Here is a 17,890-nt window from a genome sequence, read left to right as displayed (position 1 = left end):
CAGGCCATGCCCGGCTGCGAGTTGTGCCAGACTGAAGGCGGGAGACTGCTGTGGGAATCCCCCAGTTGCCGCGTCGTGCGGGTGGCCGACCCCCACTACCCCGGGTTTTGCCGCGTCGTCTGGAATGCGCACGTCAAGGAAATGTCCGACCTGGATTCCTCCGCCCGCCGCCACCTGATGGACGTCGTCTTTGGCGTCGAGGGTGCCGTGCGTGAAGTGTGTCGCCCGGACAAGGTCAATCTGGCCAGCCTGGGCAACGTCACCCCCCATCTCCATTGGCACATCATTCCGCGCTGGCAGGATGACCCGCACTTCCCCGACCCCATCTGGGCGGTCGCCCGTCGGCCCGAAGCCGCTCCCCATCCCGAGGTGGACGAGGAAGCCCTGCTGGCGGCTCTGGAAACCTTTCTTGCGGGTGTCAAGGAGGCGTCATGAGCGCCGTCCCGGTATCCCCCATGCTCAACATCCCCAACCTGCAAGCCGGAATTGCCTACCTGGGGCGCCTCCCCCTGGCGAACCCCTTGGTTGCGGAGCGGGAACTGGCCCAGTTCCTTGACTGGCTGCTCGCCTCGCCGCCGGATGCCGACGATCTCTTCACCCTGCTCGAGCAGGCGCGCATGCCGCTTTCCTTCGTCGAAGAGGAAATGGCGCGGCGCTACCACAACAAGCCCCTGGTTTTGGGCGATGTGGAGGAAGGCGCATTCCAGCAGGTCATCGCAGACTGGCGCCGCATGGAAAAGGCCTACGCCCTCTGTGCCCGCCTGCTGCCGCCGACCGCCGGACCCGAGTACCGTACCCGGGTGGCCACCATCCTGCATCGCTGCATTTTCTACACGGGGATGATGATCCTCGAGCATTACCGCGCGCGGCGGGAATTGTCCCCCGGCCTCTGGCTGGATCTGCACGGCTATTACGAGACCGCCGAGGAGTGGGGCGTCGCCATGACGCCGGTGGAGGACGCCCTGGACAACGAGAGGCGCACCACCCACTGCACCGCAGCCTATACCATGCTGCTCCTGATCGACGTCGCGGGCCCCTACAGCCACAGCATTCGCGACCTCAATCTCATCCGCCACTGGGCCGGGCTTTGGTCTCCTCTGGTCGGCGTGCATCGCCTCGACGACGAGAATCACGTCCCCGCCTTCGTCCTCGAGCTGATGAAGGATCAGCCCCTTCATCCGCCGCAGAACATGATTGCCCCCGGCAGCGATGGCCGCCGCCTCGAGACCGGGCGACTCGCCGCCCAGATCGGTACCTGTCTCAGCCAACTGCGGGGGCGCATCCTGCCTTCCAAGCTGGGACTTGGCGAGGAGACTTCGAGCCATGTGATCCGTCTTCTGGATCAGGTCTCGCGTCCCTGGACCCAGCAGGCAGCGCCGCGGCGTTTCCGGCGCTTCCCCGCTTCCGGTACGGCCCGCGTGGCGGTGGGCTTCGACGCCATGCACTACTTCGTTTCCGGTCACGAGTTCGCTCAGCCTGCTGCCGCCCGCACGTACTCCCGCGGCGAGTTCGACGCCCTGTTCACTTTCCGCGACCGTATCGATCCCCAGGCGCCGCTGTCCATCCGCGAGCAGGTCAACTTTCCTGCCGACGACTGGGACGTCATCAACCATTCGGCCAACGGCTTCCGGCTGGCGCGCAGCGAAGCCGGGCAAAAGGTCCAGCACGACCAGCTTCTGGCCCTTTGCCCGCCGGACGGCGAGAACTTCATCCTCGCGGTTTCCTGCTGGCTCATGCAGGAGCAGCGCGGTGGCCTGGTGGCGGGCATTTCGGTCTTGCCCGGCCTGCCCCACGGCATTGCCCTGCGCCCCGAGTCCGGCCAGGCCTCGGGCGATCCCTATGTCCGCGGCTTTCTCCTTCCTCCGGTGGAAGCAATCGGGGAGCCGGCATCTCTGGTGATCCCGGCGGGCATGTACGTTGCGAGCAAGATTCTGGATGTGGATGGCCAGGAAGGACACTGGCGGGCACGCATGAAGAAGCTGCTGCAACGGGGCAGTGATTTCGAGCGCGTCACCTTCGAGCTTGCCTGACCCGTACGAAGTCTGGCTCGTTCCGGGGGCGGGTGAGGTAAACTGCTCCCTTCGCCCCTGGAGAACACCATGGCCGGTCTCGACAAGGACACGCCTATTCCAACCGACATTCGGTTGAACCAGAAATCCCGCACGCTTGAAGTCGTCTATGACACCGACGGTACCTTCGAGCTGAGTCACGAATTCCTTCGGGTCTTCACGCCCTCTGCTGAGGCAAGGGGTCACGGACCCGGCCAGGAGACGCTCCAGACCGGCAAACGTCTAGTCAGCATCGAGCGGATAGAGCCGGTGGGAACCTACGCCCTGCGCTTCGTTTTTTCCGACGGGCACGACACCGGCCTCTATTCCTGGGACCTGCTTTACCAGTTTTGCATCCACCGCGACGCGCTGTGGGACGAGTACCTGCGCCTCCTCGAAGCCCGGGGCGCCTCCCGCGACATCGACACAAGCTCCCGACCTGCCGCCGCCAAGAGCTGCGGCCATCACTGAAATGGCAGAAGACAAGACCCACTTCGGCTACGAGACTGTCGCCGAGCACGAGAAGGCGCAGCGCGTCGCCGACGTTTTCGATTCCGTCGCCGGCCGTTACGACCTGATGAACGACTTGATGTCCGGAGGCATGCACCGGCTCTGGAAGGCCTTCACCATCCAGCGCTCGGGCGTGCGGGAGGGTTTCCGCGTCCTCGATGTCGCGGGTGGCACCGGGGATCTGTCCCTCGCTTTCGCCAGGAAGGTGGGCCCCAGCGGCCAGGTCTGGCTCACCGACATCAACGCGGCCATGCTTGCCCGGGGTCGCGACCGCCTGCTGGACAAAGGCTACGCCGTCCCTACGGCGCAATGCGACGCGGAATACCTCCCCTTCCCTGACGACTGGTTCGATTGTGTCACCGTCGCCTTCGGACTGCGCAACATGACCCACAAGGATAGGGCGCTGCGCGAAATGCATCGGGTGCTTCGCCCCGGGGGCCGGCTCCTGGTTCTGGAGTTTTCCCAGGTTTGGAAGCCTCTCGCACCCCTGTACGACTTTTATTCCTTCCAGGTCATCCCGCGCGTGGGCAAGCTGGTCACCCAGGACGAGGCGAGCTATCGCTACTTGTCCGAGTCCATCCGCGTGCATCCCGGGCAGGAAGAATTGAAGGCCCTGATGGAATCGGCGGGCCTCGAGCAGGTCGACTACTTCAACCTCAGCCTGGGTGTGGTGGCGCTGCACCGAGGGTACAAATTCTGACGCGCCCGGGAGACACACGATGAAGCGCTTCCTTTCATTCTTTGCCGTTGTAGTGCTCGGACTGGGTCTGACCCTGGCCGACGCGGAGGCCAAGCGGCTGGGGGGGGGGACTTCCCGGGGCATGCAGAGGGATTCCGTCACGCAGCAGCGGCAGGCCAATCCGGCGCCAGCCGCTCCCGCGCAACAGCAGGCTGCTTCTCCGGCTACGCCCCAGACCCCCGCCGCAGCCCCCCAGGCCCCCAAGCGCAACTGGCTCGGCCCTATCGCCGGTCTGGCAGCAGGGCTGGGGCTCGCCGCCCTGCTGTCGCACTTTGGTCTGGGAGAAGGCCTGGCCAACGTCCTGATGATCGTTCTGCTGGTCCTTGGGGCGGTGGTCGTGTTCAAGCTGCTGTTCCGGCGCAAGGAAGGCACTCCCCACTCCGCGCCCATGCAATACGCAGCGGCCGGCGCGTCGGGTCCGGGCACGCCCTCTCCTTCCAATTGGGTGTCAGCAGGGGGCTCCGCTGCGCCGGCCCCAACTGGCGGCATTCCAGCAGACTTCGATAGTGCGGGTTTCCTCCGTGTCGCCAAGGTCAATTTTCTTCGCCTGCAAGCCGCCCATGACGCGGGAAAGCTTGACGATCTCCGGGAATTCACCACCCCGGAGATGTTTGCCGAATTACGTCTCGATATCGACGAGCGCAAGGGTGCGCACCAGACCACGGAGGTCCTCGACCTCGATGCGCAGTTGATCGAGGTGGTCAGCGAAGGGAATCGCCACATTGCCAGCGTGCGCTTCCGGGGCATGGTGCAAGAGGATAAGGCTGAGCCGGCTACTCCCTTCGACGAGGTCTGGAACCTGATCAAGCCTGTGGGTGGCAGCGGCGGCTGGAAGGTCGCGGGCATCCAGCAGATGAACTGAGCGGATCGGCGGACGCAGGACTGTCTCATGTTCCTCCGCGGCGCGACTTCAGCCATCAATCACCTGCTGGCGGGGGAACCCTGGGCTGCCGAACGCCTTCGTCCCTTCGCGGGCCGGCGGCTCAGGGTTGAACTGGGCGCTCTGCACCTGGCTTTTCTGATCCACGGTGACGGAATGTTCGGGCAACCGGTCGAGGACGGCGCGCCGGATGTGGTGATCAGCCTTCCTTCCGATAGCCCCTTGCGCTTCCTTCGCGACCCGGGTGCCGTGCTCTCTTCGGCGCGGCTCACGGGTTCCGCCGACCTGGCCGAGACCCTGGCTTTCGTCTTCCGCAACCTGCGCTGGGACGCCGAGGGCGATCTGGCCCGCGTCATCGGAGATGTCGCTGCGCGGCGGGTGGCCGTCGCGGGACGGGGGCTGATGGCCTGGCACAGGGAGGCTCTGGATCGTCTGCTGGCCAATCTTGGTGATTACGCTACGGAGGACGGGGGCCTCGCGGTTCCCCGGCGGGAGGCAGAGGCCTTTTATGGGGACTGTGCAAGCCTGCGCGACGACCTCGCTCGCCTGGAGAAGCGGCTGGCCAGACTTTGACCCCTTTTTGGGCATAGTCCAGGTTTTGTGGCGCACAAAACAGAAAAGGCAGCCTCGCGGCTGCCTTTTCTTTCCCGGTAAGGGAAACGCTCAGTGAGTGTGCTTGCGCAACCGCTGAATGGCCTGGAGCTGGGCGATGGCTTGCGCCAGCTCGGCTTCCGCCGCAGCGTAGTCGATTTCGGCCTGCCGGTTGGCAAGAGCCTCTTCGGCGCGCTTTTTGGCTTCCAGGGCCTTGGCTTCGTCCAGGTCGTGGGCGCGGATGGCGGTATCAGCCAACACGGTGATCATGTCGGGCTGAATCTCCAGCATGCCTCCGGAGACATACACCAACTCATCCGCAGCCTGACCCTGCACCTTCAGACGAATGGTGCCCGGACGGATACGGGTAAGCAGCGGCGTATGGTGCGGATAGACGCCGAGTTCACCGGCTTCGCCGGGAAACACGGCGAATTCGACCACGCCGGAAAAGATGGACTCTTCGGCGCTGACGACGTCGCAGTGAACAGAAATTGCCATGGCTGGCTCCTATGCTGGGGACGCGTTACTGCAGCGTCTTGGCCTTTTCGATGACTTCCTCGATGCCGCCGACCATGTAGAACGCCTGCTCGGGCAGGTGGTCGTATTCGCCGGCGCAGATGCCCTTGAAGCCCTTGATGGTGTCCTTGAGGGACACGAACTTGCCCGGGGAACCGGTGAACACTTCGGCCACGTGGAAGGGCTGGGAAAGGAAACGCTGAATCTTGCGGGCGCGGGAAACGGCGAGCTTGTCTTCGGGAGACAGTTCGTCCATACCCAGAATGGCGATGATGTCGCGCAGTTCCTTGTAGCGCTGCAGCGTGATCTGCACAGCACGGGCGACCGAGTAGTGCTCTTCGCCGACGACCTGCGGATCGAGCTGGCGGGAGGTGGAGTCCAGCGGGTCGACGGCGGGGTAGATACCCAGCGCGGCGATGTCACGGGACAGCACGACCGTGGAGTCGAGGTGCAGGAAGGTGGTGGCGGGAGACGGGTCGGTCAAGTCATCCGCGGGCACATACACGGCCTGGATGGAGGTGATGGAGCCCACCTTGGTGGAGGTGATGCGCTCCTGCAGACGGCCCATTTCTTCGGCCAGGGTGGGCTGGTAGCCCACGGCGGAAGGCATACGGCCCAGCAGGGCGGACACTTCGGTACCGGCCAGGGTGTAACGGTAGATGTTGTCGATGAATAACAGGATGTCACGACCGTCGTCACGGAAACGCTCGGCCATGGTCAGACCGGTCAGCGCCACGCGCAGACGGTTGCCCGGGGGTTCGTTCATCTGACCGAACACCATGGCGACCTTGTCCAGAACGTTGGAGTCCTTCATTTCGTGGTAGAAGTCGTTGCCCTCACGGGTACGCTCCCCCACGCCAGCGAACACGGACAGACCGGAGTGCTGCTTGGCGATATTGTTGATCAGCTCCATCATGTTGACGGTCTTGCCGACGCCAGCGCCCCCGAACAGGCCGACCTTGCCGCCCTTGGCGAACGGGCAGATCAGATCGATAACCTTGATGCCGGTTTCGAGCAGATCGACGGAGGAGGACAGTTCGTCGAACTTCGGAGCGGCCGCGTGGATCGGGCGCACTTCGTTGGTGTCGATCGGGCCGGCTTCGTCGATCGGGCGACCCAGCACGTCCATGATGCGGCCCAGGGTGCCCTGGCCGACCGGAACGGAGATGGCGACGCCGGTGTTGTTGACCTTCATGCCGCGACGCAGGCCGTCGGATGAACCCATGGCGATGGTACGGACGACACCGTCACCCAACTGCTGCTGAACCTCGAAGGTCAGGCCGTCTTCGGCCATGCCATTGGATTCGGAGGCATCGAGCTTGAGGGCGTCGTAGACCTTCGGCATCGCGTCGCGCGGAAAGTGGATATCCACAACGGCACCGATGCACTGAACGATTGAACCTTGACTCATATTCAAATCCCCAAAAATAAAAATCTACGCGTCACACCGCGGCAGCGCCGCTGACGATCTCCGACAATTCCTTGGTGATCGCAGCCTGACGGGCCTTGTTGTAAACCAGCTTCAACTCACCGATGACGTTCTTGGCGTTGTCCGAGGCGGACTTCATGGCGACCATCCGGGCAGACTGCTCGGAAGCCATGTTTTCGGCCACGGCCTGATAGATCAGGGCCTCGACGTATCTGATCAGCAGGTCGTCGATGACTTCCTTGGCTTCCGGCTCATAGACGTAGTCCCACTTGGTCTTGGCCGAGCCGACGGCGTCACCGGACAGCGGAAGCAGCTGCTCCACGACCGCTTCCTGCTTCATGGTGTTGATGAAGCGGGTGTAGACGATGTAGAGCGCGTCGATTTCGCCCTTCACGTAGGCATCGAGTTGAACCTTGACGGGTCCGATGAGCTTTTCGAGATGCGGCGTGTCGCCCATGCCGGTCACGTGGGAGACCACGTTCACGCCATTGCGCTGCATGAAGCCGAAGCCCTTGTTACCGATACAGGTGGCCGCAATCTTGGCCCCCGACTTCTCCCACTCCTTCATGCGACTGACGGAAAGGCGCAGCGCGTTGCTGTTCAGGCCGCCGCACAGACCCTTGTCGGAAGTGACAAGGATCAGGCCGACGTTCTGCACGGGGTCACGCTTGACCAGGAAGGGGTGCTTATACTCGGTAAGGGCGTGCGACAGATTCGCCGCCACGCGCCGGATCTTTTCGCCATAGGGACGGGAAGCCCGCATCCGCTCCTGCGCCTTGCGCATTTTGGATGCGGCCACCATCTCCATGGCCTTGGTGATCTTGCGCGTGTTCTCGACGCTCTTGATCTTGTTGCGAATTTCCTTGCCGCTAGGCATGGCGTTCTCCTAAGCGATCAGGCCCAGCTGCTCTTGAACGCCTGGATACCGGCGGCCAGCTTCTTCTCCGTCTCGCCATCGAGCTCAGCCTTGGACTCCATGGTGCTCATGACGTCGGCGCAGTTGGACTTGAGGTAACCGATCATGGCCTTCTCGCACTCGAGGGCGCGCTTCACTTCGACGTCGTCGAAGTAGCCCTTGTCGGCGGCGTACAGCGTCACGGCCATTTCGGAGATGCTCATGGGGGCGTACTGGGGCTGCTTCATCAGCTCGGTCACCAGACGGCCACGCTCCAGCTGCTTGCGAGTCGCATCGTCCAGATCGGAGGCGAACTGGGCAAAAGCGGCGAGCTCACGGTACTGGGCGAGAGCCAGACGCACACCACCGCCGAGCTTCTTGATCAGCTTGGTCTGGGCGGCACCACCGACGCGGGACACGGAGATACCGGCGTTGATGGCGGGACGGATACCGGCGTTGAAGAGGTCGGTTTCCAGGAAGATCTGGCCGTCGGTAATGGAGATGACGTTGGTCGGAACGAAGGCGGACACGTCGCCGGCCTGGGTTTCGATCACCGGCAGAGCGGTCAGCGATCCAGTCTTGCCCTTGACTTCGCCGTTGGTCAGCTTCTCGACCCAGGCTTCGGAAACGCGAGCGGCGCGCTCCAGCAGGCGGGAGTGGAGATAGAACACGTCGCCCGGATAGGCTTCACGACCCGGCGGACGGCGCAGCAGCAGGGAAACCTGACGGTAGGCCCAGGCCTGCTTGGTCAAGTCGTCGTAAATGATCAGGGCGTCCATGCCGCGGTCGCGGAAGTACTCGCCCATGGTGCAACCGGAGTAGGGGGCGATGAACTGCAGCGCAGCGGATTCGGAAGCCGAAGCGGCGACGACGATGGTGTATTCCATCGCGCCGTGCTCTTCCAGCTTGCGCACCACGTTGGCGATGGTGGAAGCCTTCTGGCCGACGGCGACGTAGACGCAGAAGAGGTTCTTGCCCTTCTGGTTGATGATGGTGTCGACAGCGACGGCGGTCTTGCCGGTCTGACGGTCGCCGATGATCAGCTCGCGCTGGCCGCGGCCGACGGGCACCATGGAGTCCACGCACTTCAGACCGGTCTGCACCGGCTGGGACACGGACTTCCGCCAGATGACGCCGGGGGCGACTTTTTCGATCTTGTCGGTCAGCTTGGCGTTGATCGGGCCCTTGCCGTCGATGGGCTGGCCCAGGGAGTTGACCACGCGGCCGAGCAGCTCGGGGCCGACGGGAACTTCCAGGATGCGGCCGGTGGTCTTGACCACGTCGCCTTCGGAGATGTGCTCGTACTCGCCGAGCACAACGGCACCGACGGAATCGCGCTCGAGGTTGAGCGCCATGCCGAAGGTGTTGCCGGGGAATTCCAGCATTTCGCCCTGCATGACATCCTGCAGGCCGTGCACGCGGCAGATGCCGTCGGTCACGGAGACCACAGTCCCCTGGGTGCGCACTTCGGTGGCGCCCTGGAGGTTCTGGATCTTGCTCTTGATCAGTTCAGAAATTTCGGAAGGATTCAACTGCATGAAATTCTCCTAGTGGTTCAGTGCCGTTGCCATGGCGTCGAGCTTGCCGCGGACTGAAGCATCCAGCATCTGGTCGCCGACGAAGACCATGACGCCGCCAATGAGCTCGGGGTCGACAGACACCGAGGTTTCGAGCCTGGTCTTGAAGACCGCTTCGAGTTGCGGCACCAGGGCTTTCACCTGGGCATCGTCGAGGGGGAAGGCCGAAACGATCTCGGCTTGCTTGGTACCTTCTTCCGCTTGCTTGTAGCTTTCGTACAGGCCTGCGATTTCGGGCAAAAGCCCCAGACGGTCGTTGTTGGACAGCAGCTGGATGAAGTTCGACAGCTCCGCATCTACCGCCGACTCCTTGGCGGAAGCGCAGGCAGACCGGAAGAGGTCGACCAGTTGCGTGGCCGCCACGTTGGGGTCACCGATGGCCGCGCGGGCCTCGGGATTGGCTGCCACCTGACCGAGCAGAGCAATCTGCTCGGCCCACTTGGCCAGCTTGCCGCTATCCTTCGCAGCCCGGAAAAGGGCCTCGGCGTAGGGACGGGCGATAGTTACGGACTCGGCCATATTACAAGCCCTGCTTCAGGGCGCCCAGCATATCGGCATGCACGGACGCGTTGATTTCCTTGCGCAGGATCTTCTCGGCTCCGGCAACCGCCAGTTCGGCGACGCGCTCACGCAGTTGCTGCTTGGCACGTTCGACTTCCTGTTCGATTTCCGCCTTGGCGCCGGCGACGACCTTGTCGGCCTCCACCTTGGCATTGCCCTTGGCTTCCTCGACGATCTGCTGCGCACGCTTTTCGGCTTGGGCGACGAGATCCGCGGACTTCTCCTTGGCTTCCCGCAGCGCTTCGGCGGAACGCTTGGCGGCGAGCTCTTGCTCGTTCTTGCCACGTTCGGCCGCAGCCAGGCCATCAGCAATCTGGGCTTGCCGGTCAGCCATCGCCTTTTGCAGCGGCGGCCAGACATACTTCATCGTGATCCAGATGAAGATCGCAAACCAGATAGCCTGGCCAATCAGTGTAGCGTTGATATTCACGCTAACCTCCTGGTAAGTTGGGTTTCAGGGGCGCGGATTAGTGCTTCAGCAGGGCCAGGAACGGGTTGGCGAACAACAGGAACAGGGCGATACCAACGCCGATCATGGTCACGGCGTCGAGCAGACCGGCGACGATGAACATCTTGACCTGCAGGGTGGGGATCATTTCCGGCTGACGGGCAGCGCCTTCCAGGAAACGGCCGCCGAGGATACCAAAGCCGATGGCGGTACCGAGAGCGCCGCAGCCGATCAGGATGGCGACAGCGATGGCGGTGTTGGAGAGGACGGTTGCGAGTTCCATGTTTACTCCTCAGTAAGTTAAAAAGGGTGCTGCGGGGTTGAAAGTAGAACGACGACGAACTGCGAAAGCTTAGTGGGATTCCGCGGCCATGGACATGTACACGATGGTCAGCATCATGAACACGAAGGCCTGCAGGGTGATGATCAGGATGTGAAACAGTTCCCAGGGCAGCGCCAGGGGAAGCTGATACAGACCCAGCAGGGCGATCAGGATGAAGACCATTTCACCGGCGTACATGTTGCCGAAGAGACGCAGAGCCAGGGAGATGGGCTTGGCGATGTCTTCCACGACACGGAAGATGAAATTGACCGGGGCGAGCTTGGCACCGAAGGGAGCCGAGAAGATTTCATGCAGGTAGCCGCCGACGCCCTTCACCTTGATGTTCATCCAGATCATGATGAAGAACACGCTGATGGACATGGCGAAGGTCAGGTTGGGGTCGGTGGTGGGAACGAACTTGAAGGGCAAGTGTTCGTTGCCGGTGATTTTCTGAGCGGCGAAGGGCAGGAAATCCACCGGAATCAGGTCCATGGCATTCATGACGAAGACCCAGACGAAGATGGTGATGGCCAACGGGGTGACCAGAGCACTCTTGCCGTGGAAGGTATCGCGCACCTGCTGGTCGACGAGGCCGACGACCATCTCGACGAAATTCTGACCGCCGGAAGGCACGCCGGCAGTGGCCCTGCTGGCCAGCATGGCCATGAAACCGAAGACCACCAGGCCGAGAATCCCGGAGACCAGCAGTGTATCCAGATGGAATACCCAGAAGCCCTGGCAGACGCCATCGACTTTGGCGCCGTCGCCACAGACGGCCAGATTGGTGAGGTGGTGTTGGATATAACCTGCGGTTCCGCCTTCTGCGCTCATTTTTTCTCCAGTCCGCTCAGCGTTGCTTCAGCAATGCCAGCCAGTAGATGACGAAGGTTGATGCGTAACCGAGAAACAACGGCAGAACCGCCACTTCCCGGTACCCCAGAAAAACAAGGGCAAAGCCAGCCAATGTGAGGAGAAACTTGAAGCCCTCACCCGCTGCCTGCGCCCGGTAAAGCTTTACCGGATCACTTCCCGACGTCAGCCGCATCGCCCTCAGCACGTAGCCGAGGTTGGCAATGACGCCGATGGATCCCCCGATCAGGACCGAGACCGCCGAATGCACATCGACGAACCCCCAGACGATCACCCCCAGGGCGATCGCGAGTGCCGCTTGCCGGCTCAGAATCCATACGACTTGGTCGGGCAAGACGGGCCTCGGTCTAAAGCGGCGCAACTCTAACAGACGCTCAAATTTCAGTCAATTGTGTTGCAGTGCACCAATTGGCTGACTATGCCAATCGGCAGGGCTTCCCAGCCCTTCGTGGCGCGACAAAATTCAGGCCCGGAAACGCTGAAGCAGTCCATCCAGTTGCTCCAGATCGCCGAACTCGATGGTGACCTTGCCCTTGCCCTTGGGGCTCGCCTGAATGGCGACCACGGCACCGAGGCTGTCGGAAAGCTCTTCCTGCAAGCGCAGGAGATCGCGGTTGACCGGCTTGGCCGCTGGCGTATGGGGCGGATTGAGAAGCTGCTGCACGAGGCGCTCGGCTTCGCGGACCGAGAGGCCTTTCTGCACGATGGTCTGGGCTGCACCGACCTGCTGGCCCGCCTTGAGGGGCAGCAGGGCACGGGCGTGGCCCATGTCCAGCTTGCCGCTCATGAGCAGCTCCTGCACCGGTGCGGAGAGCTGCAATAGGCGCAGCAGATTGGAGGTCGCCGGCCGGGAGCGGCCCACGGCATCGGCGGCCTGCTCGTGGGTGAGTCCGAATTCATCGACCAGGCGCTTGATGCCCTGCGCTTCTTCGAGGGGGTTGAGGTTCTCGCGCTGAATGTTCTCGATGAGCGCCATGGCCAGGGCCTGCTCGTCGGCAATGGCCCGCACCAGCACCGGAACTTCGTCCAGGGCGGCCAGTTGGGCGGCGCGCCAGCGGCGCTCGCCGGCGACGATCTCGTAGCGTTCTGCCCCCGGGGTGGCATCCACCGCCCGCACCAGGATGGGCTGCATCACGCCCTGGGCCTTGATCGAAGCCGCCAGCTCGGCGAGCGAGGTCTCGTCCATGCGGGTGCGGGGCTGGTACTTTCCGGGGCGCAGCCGGCCGACGGGGAGCATGCGCTGCTCGTCGGCCTGCGCGCCTTCCTTGCCCGACAGGAGGGCGTCGAGCCCGCGACCGAGGCCTTTCATCTTGATCATCATGCGGCGATCCTTTCGAGGATTTCCTGGGCCAGGGCGGTATAGGCCTGAGCGCCCTTGGAGCTTTTGTCGAAGGCGATGACCGGCTTGCCGAAGGACGGAGCCTCGGCCAGACGGACGTTGCGGGGGACGATGGTGCGATAGACCTTGGCACCGAAGTGGCTCTCCAGCTCGGCCGACACCTGCTGGGTGAGGGTGCTTTGCGGGTTGTACATGGTGCGCAGCAGCCCCTCGATTTCCAGCCGGTGGTTGAGGTGGGTGCGCACCTTGCGCAGGGTCTCGACCAGGTCGGAAAGCCCTTCCAGGGCGTAGTACTCGCATTGCATGGGAATGAGCACGGCGTCGGAAGCGACGAGGCCATTCACGGTGAGCATGTTGAGGGCAGGCGGACAGTCGATGAGGACGAAATCGTAACGGGCCTGGGCCGCAGCGATGGCGTTGCGTAGACGGAATTCGCGCTCTTCGACTTCGATCAGTTCGATTTCGGCGCCGGCCAGTTCGCGGTTGGCGGGAAGAATATCGAAGCCGAAATCGGTGGGCAGGCAGACCTCGGCGAGGGACGCCAGCCCCAGGAGAAGCTGATACACCGTGGGCAGCGCTTCCTTCTTGGTGATGCCGGACCCCGTGGTGGCGTTGCCCTGGGGATCGAGATCGATGAGCAGGACGCTGCGGCCGGCGGCGGCCAGACTGGCGGCCAGATTGACCGCCGTCGTGGTCTTGCCGACGCCGCCCTTCTGGTTGGTGATGGCGAGAATTCTCATGGAGCGGCTTTCAGAACGATCAGGTGGCGTTCGGCGTCGAGACCGGGAACGGTGAGGGGATGGACGGCATCGACGACAACGCCGCAAGGCAGGGCGGCCATCTCGGCCACCGGGTTGTGGCCCTTCATGGCCAGCCAACGCCCCCCGGGCGCCAGAAGGTGCCGGGTCACCCCGACAAAGGCGGCGAGGTCTGAAAAGGCGCGGGAGACGATCTGGGAAAAGCTGCCCGACAGGGTTTCGACTCGGCCGTGGAGGGCGACGACATTGCCCAGACCCAGCTCGATGACCGCTTGACGCTGGAAGCTGGTTTTCTTGTCCACCGCATCGACCAGGGTAACCGCCAGGGCCGGCCGGGCGATGGCCAGGGGAATACCCGGCAGGCCGCCGCCGCTGCCCACGTCGAGCAGGGGCCCCTCGCCTACCCAGGGCAGGATGGCCAGGGAATCGAGGATATGGTGTGCCAGGGCCTGCTGCGGATCCCGAATCGCCGTCAGGTTGTAGGTGCGGTTCCACTTGAGCAGCAGGTCGCGGAAGGCGAGGAGCGCGTCCCGGGCCGGCACCGTCAGGTCGAGCCCGAGGCGGGCGAGTCCGGCATCCAGGGCGGTCTGGCTCATGCAGCCTCGCGCCCCGCGCCGTGGCGCTTCAGGTGGATGAGCAGGAGGGAAATGGCCGCCGGGGTGATGCCCTGGAGGCGGGAAGCCTGGCCGATGGTCTGGGGCCTGTGCGCGCCCAGCTTCTGCTTCACTTCATTGGACAGTCCGGCGACGGTGCCGTAGTCGAGTTCGGCCGGCAGGGCCGTATTTTCGTAACTGGCCGACTTGGCCACTTCCTCGGCCTGGCGGTCGATATAGCCCTGGTACTTGGCGGAAATCTCCAGTTGCTCTATGACCCCGGCGTCGTCCACGGCCGCGCCGGCACCGGGCAGGGTGAGCAGGCTGGTGTAGCTGATTTCCGGGCGGCGCAGCAGCTCGAACAGGTTGTACTCGTGGTCGATGGCCTTGCCCAGGACGCGGACGCAATCCTCGGCCGGGGTGATCCTGGGATTGACCCAGGTGGATTTGAGGCGCTCCTGCTCGGCGGCCACCGCATCGCGTTTGCGGCAGAAGGCATCCCAGCGGGCGTCGTCCACCAGACCCAACTGGCGGCCCTGCTCGGTGAGGCGCAGGTCGGCATTGTCCTCCCGCAGCGAAAGCCGGTATTCGGCCCGACTGGTGAACATGCGGTAAGGGTCGGAAACGCCCCGGGTGATGAGGTCATCGACCAGCACCCCGAGGTAGGCCTCGCTGCGCCTGGGACACCAGCCCTCCAGGCCCCTGGCGTGGCGCACGGCATTGATGCCGGCAAGCAGGCCCTGGGCGGCGGCCTCCTCGTAGCCCGTGGTGCCGTTGATCTGGCCGGCAAAAAAGAGGCCGGCGATGGCCTTGGTTTCCAGACTGTCCTTCAAGCCGCGGGGGTCGTAGAAATCGTACTCGATGGCGTAGCCCGGGCGCAGGATGTGACAATTCTCCAGGCCGCGGATGGAGCGCACCAGGGCGAGCTGAATATCGAAGGGCAGGCTGGTCGAGACCCCGTTGGGGTAGATCTCGTGGGTCGTCAGGCCTTCCGGTTCGAGGAAGACGTTGTGCTGATCCTTGTCGGCAAAGCGGTGGATCTTGTCTTCGATGGACGGGCAGTAACGCGGCCCGACCCCCTCGATCACGCCGGTGTACATGGGCGAGCGGTCCAGACCGCTCCTGATGATGTCGTGGGTGCGCGCGTTGGTTTCGGTGATCCAGCAGGGCAACTGTGCGGGATGCTGGCTGGCATGGCCGAGGAAGGAGAAGACCGGCAGCGGATCGTCCGAGTGCTGCTCCTCCATCACCGAAAAGTCGATGGTCTTGCCGTCGAGGCGCGGCGGGGTGCCGGTCTTCAAACGCCCCTGGGGAAGGTTCAGCTCCTTGAGCCGTGCCGCCAGCGAAACCGAGGGCGGGTCGCCCATGCGCCCGCCGCTGCTATTCTCCAGCCCGACGTGGATCTTGCCGTTGAGGAAGGTGCCGGCGGTGAGCACCACCGCCTCCGCCTGGAAGCGGATGCCCAATTGCGTCACCGCGCCGGCGACCCGCCCACCCTCGACGAGGAGGTCGTCGCAGGCCTGGGCGAAGAGGGTCAGATTGGGCTGATTCTCCAGGCGTGTGCGGATGGCCTGCCTGTACAGCACCCGGTCGGCCTGGGCGCGGGTGGCGCGCACGGCGGGGCCTTTCGAGGCGTTCAAAATGCGGAACTGGATGCCGGCCGCGTCGGTGGCCGCCGCCATGGCGCCGCCCAGGGCGTCCACCTCGCGCACCAGATGGCCTTTGCCGATGCCGCCGATGGACGGATTGCAGCTCATGGCCCCCAGGGTGTCGAGGTTATGGGTCAGCAGGAGCGTCTTCGCCCCCGCCCGGGCCGCGGCGAGCGCCGCCTCGGTGCCGGCATGGCCGCCACCGACCACGATGACATCGAATCGGGAGGGGTAAAGCATGGGAATTTGGAATCCGCGCCCGGGTCCAGGCAGGAGGGAGCGAGATTTTACGTCAGGGGGCTGAAAATTAACAGAAATCGGCCTGCTCCCTTGTCCCTGTCGAGGTCTTCCAGTACCGTGGAGGGCACCCGATCCCCCGTGCAGCCATGGACGCCCTCGACAACGACGAGATGCTGCTGGTCCTCCAGCAGGCCCTCACCAAGAAGCGGGTCCTCATCGTGGACCGCCACCCTCCCGCCCGGGAATCCCTGCGCGTCATGCTCTCGGCCCTGGGCGTCGCCGCGGTGCATGGGGCCGGCAATACGGCGGAGGTGATCCGTCAGGTCAAGGGCAACCGCTTCGACATCGTGCTGTCGGATTTCATCCTGGAGGACGGCCGCGATGGTCAGCAACTCCTGGAAGAGTTGCGCCATGCCCACCTGATCCCCCTGTCCACGGTCTACCTCATCATCACCGGCGAACGCGGCTACAACAACGTCGTCGCCCTGGCCGAGCTGGCCCCCGACGACTACCTCATCAAGCCCTTCAACGCCGAGCAGTTGCAACAGCGCCTGGTGCGCGCCATCTACAAAAAGCATGTGCTGCGCCACATCTACGAGCAGATCGAGCGCGGCGCCCTGCAGGAGGCCGTGGTGGCCTGCGACCGCGTCGTGCAGCAACAACCCAATTACCTCTACGACGCCCTGCGCTTCAAGGGCGAATTGCTCCATTCCCTCGGCCGCACCGCCGAAGCCGAAGCGGTTTACCGGCGCGTCCTGGAAGGGCGGGTGGTGCCCTGGGCCAAGATGGGCCTGGCGGCGGCCCTCAAGGAGCGGGGCGCCCTGGACGAAGCCGGCAAGCTCGCCAGCCAGATCACCGTCGAGTCCCCAGAATTCCTCGCCGCCTACGATTTTCTCGCCGCCGTGGAGGAAGCCCGCGGCCACCCCGAGGTGGCCCAGGAGGCGCTGCAAAGGGCGGCCCAGGTCTCGCCCAACAACACCCTGCGGCAGCGCCTGGTGGGCGACATCGCGGCGCGCAACGGCGACCTCCTGGCGGCGGAAAAAGCCTACGGCAAGGTGCTCGAGCGCAACCGCGGCTCCAGCCTGAAGACGGTGGACGATTTCGCCAACCTGGCCCGGGTGCTGATAGAACGGGGCGACAGCAGCGCCTCCCGCCGCGTGGTGGCGGAACTGCGCCGCGACTGGCGGGGCGACAAGCTGGCCGAACTGGCCGCCCTGTCCAGCGAAAGTCTCTGCGCCCAGGCCGACGGCGAGAGCGCCAAAGCCAGGCAACTGGCCGAACAGGCCCTCGACTTGCAGCAGGAGGTGGCGCGGGAATGCGCCGACAGGGGCAAGCCCCTTTCGCAGCGGGTGGTGGTCGATCTGGCCCACGCCTGCTTCGCCACCGGCAAGGGCGAGGCCGGCAAGGCCCTCATCCGCCAGGTGGCGGCGGAAAACAACGAGGACCGGCAACTCCTCGGCCACATTGGCAAGGTCTTCGAGAAGACCGGCCAGGGCGATGCGGGCCGGGAACTGCTCGACCAGGTGAGCAAGGAAATCGTCGAACTCAACAACCGGGGTGTCCTGGCGGCCCGCAGCGGCGATTTCGAGGGCTCGGTCCGGCTGCTCATGCAGGCGGCGGACCAGGTGCCCAACCTGCAATTCCTCATCAACGCCGCCAAGGCCATTTTCACCCTCCTCGATCGCTCGGGCTGGGACGCCGACCTGGCGTCCCGCGGCTGGCAGTACCTGGAAAAGGCGCAGCAGAAGGACCGCCGCAGCCCCAAGGTCATCTCGGCGCGGGAACTCTATAGCAGCGTGGCCCACAAGTACGGCGTGGCGGAGCCTGAGCAGCGGCGCTGAGAGCCGTCCGAAGCCCCCCATTCTGCGCGCTGCGGCCTGGGACACCGCAGGTCTTGGGCGCCGGGGAACGGATGCCGGCCCACC

20 protein-coding genes are annotated in these 17,890 nt (G+C 64.2%); 7 read left to right on the top strand and 13 right to left on the bottom strand.

Features of this window, described 5'->3' with window-relative positions; translation table 11 throughout:
• Positions 1 to 6 precede the first annotated feature (6 nt).
• From IPM73_17680 to IPM73_17655, 6 genes are all read left to right on the top strand, one after another.
• The gene (locus IPM73_17680; GenBank protein ID MBK8919813.1) at positions 7 to 435 is read left to right on the top strand and encodes an HIT family protein; all 429 of its coding nucleotides are present in this window, start codon (positions 7 to 9) and stop codon (positions 433 to 435) included.
• Positions 432 to 2,030: a hypothetical protein gene (locus IPM73_17675; protein MBK8919812.1), complete on the top strand. Its 1,599-nt coding sequence runs from the start codon at positions 432 to 434 to the stop codon at positions 2,028 to 2,030. Before IPM73_17680 ends, IPM73_17675 begins: the two co-directional genes overlap by 4 nt.
• Positions 2,031 to 2,099: 69 nt before the next feature.
• Entirely contained in the window at positions 2,100 to 2,519 is a 420-nt protein-coding gene (locus IPM73_17670) for a DUF971 domain-containing protein (protein MBK8919811.1), read from the top strand.
• 1 nt (position 2,520) lies between these two features.
• A complete protein-coding gene (gene ubiE / locus IPM73_17665; GenBank protein MBK8919810.1) occupies positions 2,521 to 3,258 on the top strand; it encodes a bifunctional demethylmenaquinone methyltransferase/2-methoxy-6-polyprenyl-1,4-benzoquinol methylase UbiE in 738 nt (245 codons plus the stop codon).
• A gap of 19 nt (positions 3,259 to 3,277) precedes the next feature.
• Positions 3,278 to 4,159 carry a Tim44 domain-containing protein gene (locus tag IPM73_17660; protein MBK8919809.1) on the top strand — a complete coding sequence of 294 codons (882 nt, stop codon included), beginning with the start codon at positions 3,278 to 3,280 and terminating at the stop codon, positions 4,157 to 4,159.
• A gap of 27 nt (positions 4,160 to 4,186) precedes the next feature.
• Positions 4,187 to 4,750 carry a hypothetical protein gene (locus tag IPM73_17655; protein ID MBK8919808.1) on the top strand — a complete coding sequence of 188 codons (564 nt, stop codon included), beginning with the start codon at positions 4,187 to 4,189 and terminating at the stop codon, positions 4,748 to 4,750.
• Positions 4,751 to 4,840: 90 nt separating this feature from the next.
• On the opposite strand, the gene IPM73_17650 is transcribed toward IPM73_17655, so the two are convergent.
• The 13 genes from IPM73_17650 to mnmG form a co-directional block, all read right to left on the bottom strand.
• Positions 4,841 to 5,266, bottom strand: a complete 426-nt coding sequence (locus tag IPM73_17650) for a F0F1 ATP synthase subunit epsilon (GenBank protein ID MBK8919807.1) — start codon at positions 5,264 to 5,266, stop codon at positions 4,841 to 4,843.
• 25 nt (positions 5,267 to 5,291) lie between these two features.
• Positions 5,292 to 6,695: a F0F1 ATP synthase subunit beta gene (gene atpD / locus IPM73_17645; GenBank protein ID MBK8919806.1), complete on the bottom strand. Its 1,404-nt coding sequence runs from the start codon at positions 6,693 to 6,695 to the stop codon at positions 5,292 to 5,294.
• Between the two features lie 31 nt (positions 6,696 to 6,726).
• Complete coding sequence (atpG, locus tag IPM73_17640) at positions 6,727 to 7,590, bottom strand: F0F1 ATP synthase subunit gamma (protein MBK8919805.1); 864 nt, start codon at positions 7,588 to 7,590, stop codon at positions 6,727 to 6,729.
• A gap of 17 nt (positions 7,591 to 7,607) precedes the next feature.
• The gene (locus tag IPM73_17635; GenBank protein ID MBK8919804.1) at positions 7,608 to 9,146 is read right to left on the bottom strand and encodes a F0F1 ATP synthase subunit alpha; all 1,539 of its coding nucleotides are present in this window, start codon (positions 9,144 to 9,146) and stop codon (positions 7,608 to 7,610) included.
• Positions 9,147 to 9,155: 9 nt separating this feature from the next.
• On the bottom strand, positions 9,156 to 9,704 hold the full coding sequence (locus IPM73_17630) for a F0F1 ATP synthase subunit delta (GenBank protein ID MBK8919803.1): 549 nt from the start codon (positions 9,702 to 9,704) through the stop codon (positions 9,156 to 9,158).
• Between the two features lies 1 nt (position 9,705).
• Positions 9,706 to 10,176, bottom strand: a complete 471-nt coding sequence (locus IPM73_17625; GenBank protein MBK8919802.1) for a F0F1 ATP synthase subunit B — start codon at positions 10,174 to 10,176, stop codon at positions 9,706 to 9,708.
• A gap of 37 nt (positions 10,177 to 10,213) precedes the next feature.
• Positions 10,214 to 10,477, bottom strand: a complete 264-nt coding sequence (atpE, locus tag IPM73_17620) for a F0F1 ATP synthase subunit C (protein MBK8919801.1) — start codon at positions 10,475 to 10,477, stop codon at positions 10,214 to 10,216.
• 69 nt (positions 10,478 to 10,546) lie between these two features.
• On the bottom strand, positions 10,547 to 11,347 hold the full coding sequence (atpB, locus tag IPM73_17615; protein MBK8919800.1) for a F0F1 ATP synthase subunit A: 801 nt from the start codon (positions 11,345 to 11,347) through the stop codon (positions 10,547 to 10,549).
• 16 nt (positions 11,348 to 11,363) lie between these two features.
• Positions 11,364 to 11,720 (bottom strand): ATP synthase subunit I, encoded by a 357-nt coding sequence (locus IPM73_17610; protein MBK8919799.1) that lies wholly within the window; start codon positions 11,718 to 11,720, stop codon positions 11,364 to 11,366.
• Positions 11,721 to 11,849: 129 nt separating this feature from the next.
• A complete protein-coding gene (locus tag IPM73_17605; GenBank protein MBK8919798.1) occupies positions 11,850 to 12,704 on the bottom strand; it encodes a ParB/RepB/Spo0J family partition protein in 855 nt (284 codons plus the stop codon).
• Complete coding sequence (locus tag IPM73_17600; protein ID MBK8919797.1) at positions 12,704 to 13,465, bottom strand: ParA family protein; 762 nt, start codon at positions 13,463 to 13,465, stop codon at positions 12,704 to 12,706. The genes IPM73_17605 and IPM73_17600 overlap by 1 nt, the downstream gene beginning before the upstream one ends.
• Entirely contained in the window at positions 13,462 to 14,079 is a 618-nt protein-coding gene (gene rsmG / locus IPM73_17595) for a 16S rRNA (guanine(527)-N(7))-methyltransferase RsmG (GenBank protein MBK8919796.1), read from the bottom strand. The genes IPM73_17600 and rsmG overlap by 4 nt, the downstream gene beginning before the upstream one ends.
• On the bottom strand, positions 14,076 to 15,965 hold the full coding sequence (gene mnmG / locus IPM73_17590) for a tRNA uridine-5-carboxymethylaminomethyl(34) synthesis enzyme MnmG (GenBank protein ID MBK8919795.1): 1,890 nt from the start codon (positions 15,963 to 15,965) through the stop codon (positions 14,076 to 14,078). Before mnmG ends, rsmG begins: the two co-directional genes overlap by 4 nt.
• 146 nt (positions 15,966 to 16,111) lie before the next feature.
• Between mnmG and IPM73_17585 the strand changes: the two genes are divergently transcribed.
• Entirely contained in the window at positions 16,112 to 17,806 is a 1,695-nt protein-coding gene (locus IPM73_17585) for a response regulator (GenBank protein ID MBK8919794.1), read from the top strand.
• Positions 17,807 to 17,890 lie beyond the last annotated feature (84 nt).

Source organism: Betaproteobacteria bacterium, from assembly GCA_016720065.1.
GTDB lineage: Bacteria > Pseudomonadota > Gammaproteobacteria > Burkholderiales > Rhodocyclaceae > SSSZ01.
Note: the sequence above shows the minus strand (reverse complement) of the source record. Positions and strands in the feature narration are given on the sequence as shown.

Coding starts and splice junctions, on each gene's coding strand:
- IPM73_17680 (MBK8919813.1), top strand. CDS start 7: ATGCCCGGCTGCGAGTTGTGCCAGACTGAAGGCGGGAGACTGCTGTGG.
- IPM73_17675 (MBK8919812.1), top strand. CDS start 432: ATGAGCGCCGTCCCGGTATCCCCCATGCTCAACATCCCCAACCTGCAA.
- IPM73_17670 (MBK8919811.1), top strand. CDS start 2,100: ATGGCCGGTCTCGACAAGGACACGCCTATTCCAACCGACATTCGGTTG.
- ubiE (MBK8919810.1), top strand. CDS start 2,521: ATGGCAGAAGACAAGACCCACTTCGGCTACGAGACTGTCGCCGAGCAC.
- IPM73_17660 (MBK8919809.1), top strand. CDS start 3,278: ATGAAGCGCTTCCTTTCATTCTTTGCCGTTGTAGTGCTCGGACTGGGT.
- IPM73_17655 (MBK8919808.1), top strand. CDS start 4,187: ATGTTCCTCCGCGGCGCGACTTCAGCCATCAATCACCTGCTGGCGGGG.
- IPM73_17650 (MBK8919807.1), bottom strand. CDS start 5,266: ATGGCAATTTCTGTTCACTGCGACGTCGTCAGCGCCGAAGAGTCCATC.
- atpD (MBK8919806.1), bottom strand. CDS start 6,695: ATGAGTCAAGGTTCAATCGTTCAGTGCATCGGTGCCGTTGTGGATATC.
- atpG (MBK8919805.1), bottom strand. CDS start 7,590: ATGCCTAGCGGCAAGGAAATTCGCAACAAGATCAAGAGCGTCGAGAAC.
- IPM73_17635 (MBK8919804.1), bottom strand. CDS start 9,146: ATGCAGTTGAATCCTTCCGAAATTTCTGAACTGATCAAGAGCAAGATC.
- IPM73_17630 (MBK8919803.1), bottom strand. CDS start 9,704: ATGGCCGAGTCCGTAACTATCGCCCGTCCCTACGCCGAGGCCCTTTTC.
- atpE (MBK8919801.1), bottom strand. CDS start 10,477: ATGGAACTCGCAACCGTCCTCTCCAACACCGCCATCGCTGTCGCCATC.
- atpB (MBK8919800.1), bottom strand. CDS start 11,347: ATGAGCGCAGAAGGCGGAACCGCAGGTTATATCCAACACCACCTCACC.
- IPM73_17605 (MBK8919798.1), bottom strand. CDS start 12,704: ATGATCAAGATGAAAGGCCTCGGTCGCGGGCTCGACGCCCTCCTGTCG.
- IPM73_17600 (MBK8919797.1), bottom strand. CDS start 13,465: ATGAGAATTCTCGCCATCACCAACCAGAAGGGCGGCGTCGGCAAGACC.
- rsmG (MBK8919796.1), bottom strand. CDS start 14,079: ATGAGCCAGACCGCCCTGGATGCCGGACTCGCCCGCCTCGGGCTCGAC.
- mnmG (MBK8919795.1), bottom strand. CDS start 15,965: ATGCTTTACCCCTCCCGATTCGATGTCATCGTGGTCGGTGGCGGCCAT.
- IPM73_17585 (MBK8919794.1), top strand. CDS start 16,112: ATGGACGCCCTCGACAACGACGAGATGCTGCTGGTCCTCCAGCAGGCC.